Genomic DNA, 7,329 nt, shown 5'->3' with positions numbered 1-7,329 from the left:
CTTCGGCCAGCCGAGCGTCTCGGAGATCCTGTCCGGGCTCGACGCTGTCGCGGGCAAGGCTTCGGATCCCGATGCGGAGTGGGCCGGCGGCCTCGCCGCCGCGATCCGGTCGAAATCGCCCACCAGTGTGCTGCTCTCTTTCGCCCAGCTCCGGCGCGGCGCGGACTGCGATTTCGAGGCCTGCATGCGGCTGGAATACCGGATTGTCAGCCATATCCTGCAGGGCCACGACTTCTACGAGGGCGTGCGCGCGCTGATCGTTGACAAGGACAATGCACCGCGCTGGTCGCCGGCATCGCTTGCCGACGTCTCCGAGGACGCCGTGCTTGCCCATTTCGCGCCGCCCGAGGGTGGCGATCTCGACGTCTGACCGGATCGGCTGGCGCCGCCGGAAGACAGGAAGCGAAGAACGATGAACGAGCTGCTGCTCGACTATCTGAAGAACCGGCCCGCATGGTCGCAGATCCTTGTCTGGTACCTGCGTGGCATGGCCGTCATGCTGATCGTTGCGGGCCTCATTCACTGGGCCCGCATCGTCGGCATCGTGCCGTGGCGGGGCCTGTGGTTCTGGGACATGCCGGTGGAATGGCAGACGGCCACGGTTTTCTTCGCGGTGATCGATCTGGTCGCGGCGATCGGCCTCTGGCTGACCGTTTCGTGGGGAGCCGTGATGTGGCTGACGCGGGCCTTGACGCAGGTCGTCATGCACTCGCTGTTTTCCGACATTTTCGGCCGGCGTCCCTACGAGATCGCGTTCTACCTGATGACCATCGCGATCTATCTGGTGCTTCTCTATCTGAGCGACAGGGAACAGCGAAGCTGACCGGACGGCCGGCGCGCAATCGAACAAGAGCAACCGCCCTCAAGGGGCAGGCAATCGGGGAGTGCAGGGAATGGCGACAATCGGTTTCATCGGGCTTGGCAACATGGGCGGGCCGATGGCGATCAATCTGGTCAAGGCTGGCCACAAGGTGTGCGGTCTCGACCTCTCGCCGGACGCCAAGGCCCGGCTGAAGGAAGCTGGCGGCACGCCGGTTGGCAGCATTGCCGAGGCGGTCGCCTCCGCCGATGTGGTGGTGACGATGCTTCCCGCCGGAGCCCATGTGCGAAAGGTCTACACCGGCGATGACGGCATCCTCGCCCATGCCCGTCCCGGCACGCTGCTGATCGACAGCTCGACGATCGATGTGGAGAGCGCGCGCGCGGTTGCCGCTGCTGCCGAAAAGGCCGGCATGCCGATGGTCGATGCGCCGGTGTCCGGCGGCGTGGCAGGTGCCGCCGGCGGCACGCTGACCTTCATGGTCGGCGGACCGAAGGCAGCCTACGAGGCCGCGCATCCCTATCTCGACGTGATGGGCAAGACCATCGTTCATGCGGGCGATGCCGGTACGGGCCAGGCGGCGAAGATCTGCAACAACATGCTGCTCGGCATTTCGATGATCGGTGTCAGCGAGGCCTTCGTGCTCGCCGAGCGTCTGGGGCTCGACGCGCAGAAGCTCTACGACATCTCCTCCACCGCATCCGGCCAGTGCTGGTCGCTGACGAGCTACTGCCCGGTTCCGGGCCCGCTGCCGAGCTCTCCGGCCAATCGCGACTACCAGCCCGGTTTCGCGGCGGCGATGATGCTGAAGGACCTGAAGCTCGCGCAGGAGGCAGCCAGCGCGAGCGGCGCCTCGACGCCGCTCGGGGCGGAAGCGGCGGCGCTCTACAACATGTTCTGCAATTCCGGCGAGGGCGGTACCGACTTCTCCGGCATCGTGCGCTTCCTGCGCGGCAAGGTGGAAGGCTGATCCGGACACCGGATCGTGACGCGAAAACCGTGCGAAAAAATCACACGCGCCGGAGTCGATCCGGCGCGTTTTTTCGTTTCAGGACGCGGAAACGGCGGGCACTCGGGCTTCCGCCGCGGGGAAGGGAAGGGAAACCGCACCAACACGGGACGCGTGCAACGGCAGGCATGCCTACGTGCTCCTGCGTGCATTCGTGCCGCGTGCGGGGCAGCCTTGACGGACTGCCGACGACGGCCAGTTGAGTCTGCTGACAAATTCAGCCTGCAACTCGGCAGTATTTATCCTTAACAAATTATCGTTTTTGGCATCATGCATTGCATTCGCACGTTAACCGAAGATTTAGTCTCCTTTTTAAGCGGATTTTAGAGAGCGGCGGGTAATCTCTGTCTCAAGGTGACAAAAAACGCACCACACACAATACATGAGGCGCAAAGAGATGATGACGGCAAAAAAGGCGGTCGATGCAGCAATGCAGGCCGAAGAGAGCGATGACATCAAGCCGCTTTACCTGGAAGCACTGACGCTCGTCGAGCGTTTGCACCGGCGGCTGCTGGATGTGATCAAGGATGAGTTCGACCGCGAAGGTCGTGCGGACGTCAACAGTGTCCAGGCGCTGCTGCTGTTCAACATCGGCGATGCCGAGTTGACGGCCGGTGAACTGCGCACACGCGGTTACTATCTTGGCTCCAACGTGTCGTACAACCTGAAGAAGCTTGTCGACATGGGCTTTATCCACCACCAGCGCTCGCGCACCGACCGTCGCTCGGTCCGTGTCAGCCTGACGGACAAGGGCAAGGACGTGGCCGAGAAGGTGAACACGCTCTACGAGCGGCACATGTTGTCGGTCGAGCAGGTCGGCGAGATCGGTCCGGACGATTTCAAGGTGCTGAACCGCTCTCTGCGCCGCCTGGAGCGCTTCTGGACCGACCAGATCCTCTATCGGCTTTGACGGGCGGCGACGCTTGTCGCCACCAGCCGGTCACATCGAAATCCTGCCTTCGAGCTGTTCCGTGCCTTGCCGCGGGACAGCTCGACGCATTTGCGCTCCGTATCAGCGACGAGCGGCGCTTTTCTGGCGATGCGACATGAATGTGCCATAATGGGGTGGCTATCGATTTGATGTCATGTCCTTGGCATGGCGGCAGGACGGTCCGTATCCCGAAAGGTGGTGCCGTCCGGATGGGCTGAGCGGCGTGTGAGTATTTGTTAATTCCGCCGAAGTATCCCTAACGAGACCTTTATTTTCGGATGCCGGACGGGAGTCGACACGGTGGGATATCGAGCAATCGGGCTTTTCTCGAAACAGGCGCGGGACGCGTGTGGGGGCATGACGGGCCTCTGGATGGCGGGCCTTGCGGCCGTTGGCGGCGTTGACCTGGCAGTCGCGCAGCCGGCCCCGGTTCAGGCGCTTCTCCAGCAGCAGCAGCGGATCGAGTGGCGCGACCAGTTCGACACCACGATGCGCAGCCTGCAGGCGATGGAATCGTCCTTCCCGACGCTTTCGCCCGACACCGCCTCCCATGTCGAACATGCGATCCAGCGCTACTCCGCCATCGTCCAGCAGGGCGGTTGGCCGATGGTGACCAGCAGCCGCAAGGCGATGAAGCTCGGCGTCCGAGAGGAGCATGTGGTCAGCCTGCGCCGCCGGCTGATGGCCTCCGGCGACCTGGAGCAGACCGCCGGCCTCTCCGATACGTTCGATTCCTATGTGGATGCCGGTGTGCGCCGGTTCCAGCTGCGTCACGGGCTGAGCCCGGACGGTGTCGTCGGCAAGTCGACCCTCGTCGCGCTCAATGTTCCGGCCGACGTGCGTCTGTCGCAGCTCGAAACCAACCTGGTGCGTCTGCGGTCGATGTCGGGCTTCCTCGGTGATCGCTACGTGATGGTCAACATTCCTGCGGCGGAAATCGAGGCCGTCGAGAATGGCCGCGTCCGCTCGCGCCACACGGCGGTTGTGGGCAAGATCGACCGCCAGACGCCGATCCTCAATTCCTCCATCTACGAGCTCAACTTCAATCCCTACTGGACGGTGCCCGTCTCGATCATCCGCAAGGACCTGATCCCGAAGATGAACGAGGATCCGGCCTATCTCGACAAGAACCGTATCCGGATCTTCGACTGGAAGGGCAACGAGCTTGCCTGGCAGCAGATCGACTGGAGCACCGACGAGGCGACCCAGTACCAGTTCCGCCAGGAGCCGGGCGAGATCAACTCGCTCGGATCGGTGCGCATCAATTTTCACAACACGCACCAGGTCTATCTGCACGACACGCCGTCCAAGTCGCTCTTCGGCTCCGACTACCGCTTCCATTCTTCCGGCTGCGTCCGCGTCCAGAACGTGCGCGAGCTGATCACCTGGCTGTTGTCCAGCACCACGCCGGACTGGGATCGCGCCCGCGTCGACGAGACGATCCGGGCCGGCACCCGCGAGGACGTCAAGCTGAAGTCGAAGATTCCGATCTACATGGCCTATGTCACCGCATGGGCGACGGCTGAGGGCGTGGTCCACTTCCGCGAGGACATCTACAACCGCGACGGCCTGCTGATGAGCGAGGCCACGGCGGGAATCAACCTGCAGTGATCGCCAGGGCCTGCCGCGTTTGCGCGGCCCTGTCGCATTCGCGCCAGTTGCGGTCGCGTCCGGGCATGCCTTTCCCGGCTGCCCGACGCATCTTCGTGCAAGGTGATCGGGCGTCATGAGCGCGGACGGCACGCCGAAGGGCGAGGTCTATTTCGAGTTCAGGCCGGTCGGACGCCAGGTCCGGGTCACCGCGATCGACGCCACGACCGGAATCGAGGTGGTGGTTCTCGGACCCGTGCAGGCCGCGCAGTCGGATTTGCGGCAACTGGCGCTGCGCAAGTTGATGCGGCGCCTCGCAGGCGAGCCCGGCAAGGCCTGAAACGCTCCTTGCATTGTGAGCCGGCGTGACGTTGCGCCACGGCAATGGGCCTTGGTTCGCGCCGGTGGCTGTGTTATCTGGCGGTGCCTTTTGGATTGACCGATCCCGGAGGCGGTTTGCGGGCATGGCGCATCCGCGCGGCACCCGCAAACCTCCTCATTCGCCAGCGATCGCGGCGCCAGCGTTCACGATACGCGACTGATCTCACTTCAGGACTGCTAGAGGGGACCGACGATGTCGATGACTGAAACCACACTCGACACGCCGATTTATCCGGACTTCTTCACGCGTTCGCTTGCCGACGCCGATCCGGAGATCAATGCCGCAATCACCAGCGAACTCGGCCGTCAGCGGCACGAGATCGAACTGATCGCCTCGGAGAACATCGTGTCGCGCGCCGTACTCGAGGCGCAGGGCACCATTCTCACCAACAAGTATGCCGAAGGTTATCCGGGCAAGCGCTACTATGGCGGCTGCGAGTTTGTCGACGTGGTCGAGACGCTCGCCATCGAGCGCGCCAAGGAACTGTTCGGCGCGAAATTCGCCAACGTGCAACCGAACTCGGGCAGCCAGATGAACCAGGCCGTGTTCCTGGGCCTGCTGCAGCCGGGCGACACGTTCATGGGCCTCGATCTCAATTCCGGCGGTCACCTGACCCACGGCTCGCCGGTCAACATGTCCGGCAAGTGGTTCAATGTCGTCTCCTACGGAGTGCGCGCCGACGACCATCTGCTCGACATGGACGACATTGCCCGCGCCGCCGAGGAGCACAAGCCGAAGCTGATCATCGGCGGTGGCACGGCCTATTCGCGCGTCTGGGACTGGAAGCGCCTGCGCGAGATCGCCGATTCGGTCGGCGCCTACCTTATGGTCGACATGGCGCATATCGCGGGCCTCGTGGCCGGCGGCGTCCATCCCTCGCCGGTGCCGCACGCCCATGTGGTGACGACCACGACCCACAAGTCGCTGCGCGGCCCGCGCGGCGGCCTGATCCTGACCAATGACGAGGCGATCGCCAAGAAGATCAACTCGGCGGTGTTCCCGGGTCTGCAGGGCGGTCCGCTGATGCATGTCATCGCCGCCAAGGCCGTTGCCCTGTCGGAGGCGCTGCAGCCGGAGTTCAAGACCTATGCGCGCGCCGTGGTGGACAACGCAAGGGCGCTGGCCGCGAGCCTGCAGGAGCAGGGGCTCGACATCGTGTCCGGTGGCACCGACAACCACCTGATGCTGGTCGATCTGCGGCCGAAGAACGCCACCGGCAAGCGCGCCGAGGCGGCGCTCGGCCGGGCCAACATCACCTGCAACAAGAACGGCATCCCGTTCGATCCGGAAAAGCCCTTCGTCACGTCGGGCATCCGCCTTGGCACGCCGGCGGGCACCACCCGCGGCTTCGGCCAGGCCGAGTTCCGCGAAATCGGCCGCCTGATCGGCGAGGTCCTCGACGGGCTGCGCACCGCCAACGACGATGACGGCAATGCCGAGGTCGAGGCACGGGTGAAGGCCAAGGTTGTCGCGCTGACGGATCGCTTCCCGATCTATCCGACGCTTTGAGGCAGGTGGCGCGCGCTCCGGCAGGCGCGCGCGCCCAGGGCCAGACATCGGGGACCGCCGCCCATGGGGGGCAGCGGTGATCCGCCGATCCGGAGCCATGTAACGCATGAAGTGCCCCTATTGCGGTTGTGATGACACACAGGTGAAGGATTCACGTCCCACGGAGGACAACACCGCAATCCGCCGTCGCCGGATCTGTTCGGAATGCGGCGGGCGTTTCACCACCTTCGAACGCATCCAGTTGCGCGAGCTCACCGTACTGAAACGCACCGGTCGCCGGGTCCCGTTCGACCGCGACAAGCTGATGCAGTCGGTGCGGATCGCCACCCGCAAGCGCCCGGTCGAGCCGGATCGCCTGGAGCGGATGGTCAGCAGCATCGTGCGCCAGCTCGAAAGCTCGGGCGAAAGCGACGTCAAGGCGAGCGACATCGGCAACCTGGTGATGGAAGGCCTGAAGGTGATCGATGACGTCTCCTATGTCCGCTTCGCTTCGGTCTACAAGAATTTCCGCGAAGCCAAGGATTTCGAGGCACTGCTCGACGAAATGAGCGGCCCGGACGCCGCGGCGCTCGACGAAACCTGATCGACGGACGTATCGCGCACATGTCCAACGGCTGGGACGATGACCGTTTCATGGCTGCAGCGGCCTCCTATGCGAGGCGCGCCCTCGGCCGTGTCTGGCCCAATCCGGCCGTCGGCGCGCTGATCGTGCGCGATGACGGGGATGGCCCGGTCATTGTCGGGCGCGGCTATACGCGGCCGCCCGGCGGGCCGCATGCCGAGGTCGTGGCCCTGACCGAAGCCGGCGAAAGGGCGCGCGGCGCCACCTGCTATGTCACGCTCGAACCCTGTTCGCATCAGGGACGCACCGGCCCCTGTTCGGTGGCGCTTGCCGAAGCGGGCGTCAGGCGCGTCGTCATCGGCCTGCTCGATCCCAATCCGCGCGTTGCCGGGCGCGGCGTCGCCATGCTGCGCGACGCCGGCGTCGAAGTCGCGTCGGGCATTCGCGAGGATCTCTGCACAGCGCTTCATGCCGGCCATGTCAGCCGTCTGACGCGCGGCCGGCCCCAGGTCGTGCTCAAGCTCGC

At 64.6% G+C, this 7,329-nt stretch carries 9 protein-coding genes; all 9 read left to right on the top strand.

Going from position 1 to position 7,329, the window contains the following annotated elements; genetic code table 11:
* The coding region (locus ACN0T5_RS21130) for an enoyl-CoA hydratase/isomerase family protein (RefSeq protein ID WP_417770582.1) at positions 1–370 on the top strand (370 nt) is incomplete at its 5' end.
* A gap of 42 nt (positions 371–412) precedes the next feature.
* Positions 413–823, top strand: a complete 411-nt coding sequence (locus ACN0T5_RS21125; RefSeq protein ID WP_417770581.1) for a DUF6163 family protein — start codon at positions 413–415, stop codon at positions 821–823.
* 70 nt (positions 824–893) lie between these two features.
* The gene (mmsB, locus tag ACN0T5_RS21120) at positions 894–1,790 is read left to right on the top strand and encodes a 3-hydroxyisobutyrate dehydrogenase (RefSeq protein WP_417770580.1); all 897 of its coding nucleotides are present in this window, start codon (positions 894–896) and stop codon (positions 1,788–1,790) included.
* A 436-nt stretch (positions 1,791–2,226) separates the two neighbouring features.
* Positions 2,227–2,739 (top strand): transcriptional regulator LdtR, encoded by a 513-nt coding sequence (gene ldtR / locus ACN0T5_RS21115; RefSeq protein WP_417770579.1) that lies wholly within the window; start codon positions 2,227–2,229, stop codon positions 2,737–2,739.
* Between the two features lie 378 nt (positions 2,740–3,117).
* Complete coding sequence (locus ACN0T5_RS21110) at positions 3,118–4,371, top strand: L,D-transpeptidase family protein (protein ID WP_417770578.1); 1,254 nt, start codon at positions 3,118–3,120, stop codon at positions 4,369–4,371.
* 115 nt (positions 4,372–4,486) lie between these two features.
* Positions 4,487–4,690 carry a DUF6898 family protein gene (locus ACN0T5_RS21105; protein ID WP_417770577.1) on the top strand — a complete coding sequence of 68 codons (204 nt, stop codon included), beginning with the start codon at positions 4,487–4,489 and terminating at the stop codon, positions 4,688–4,690.
* A gap of 240 nt (positions 4,691–4,930) precedes the next feature.
* A complete protein-coding gene (gene glyA, locus ACN0T5_RS21100; RefSeq protein WP_417770576.1) occupies positions 4,931–6,241 on the top strand; it encodes a serine hydroxymethyltransferase in 1,311 nt (436 codons plus the stop codon).
* Positions 6,242–6,347: 106 nt separating this feature from the next.
* Positions 6,348–6,824: a transcriptional regulator NrdR gene (gene nrdR / locus ACN0T5_RS21095; protein WP_306027598.1), complete on the top strand. Its 477-nt coding sequence runs from the start codon at positions 6,348–6,350 to the stop codon at positions 6,822–6,824.
* A gap of 20 nt (positions 6,825–6,844) precedes the next feature.
* Positions 6,845–7,329: bifunctional diaminohydroxyphosphoribosylaminopyrimidine deaminase/5-amino-6-(5-phosphoribosylamino)uracil reductase RibD (gene ribD, locus ACN0T5_RS21090; protein WP_417770575.1), on the top strand; the 485-nt coding region annotated here is incomplete at its 3' end.

The sequence above is a fragment of the Stappia sp. genome, from assembly GCF_048261845.1.
Lineage (GTDB): Bacteria > Pseudomonadota > Alphaproteobacteria > Rhizobiales > Stappiaceae > Stappia.
The sequence above is the reverse complement of the archived record's forward strand: the minus strand, read 5'-3'. Positions and strand labels throughout refer to the sequence as shown.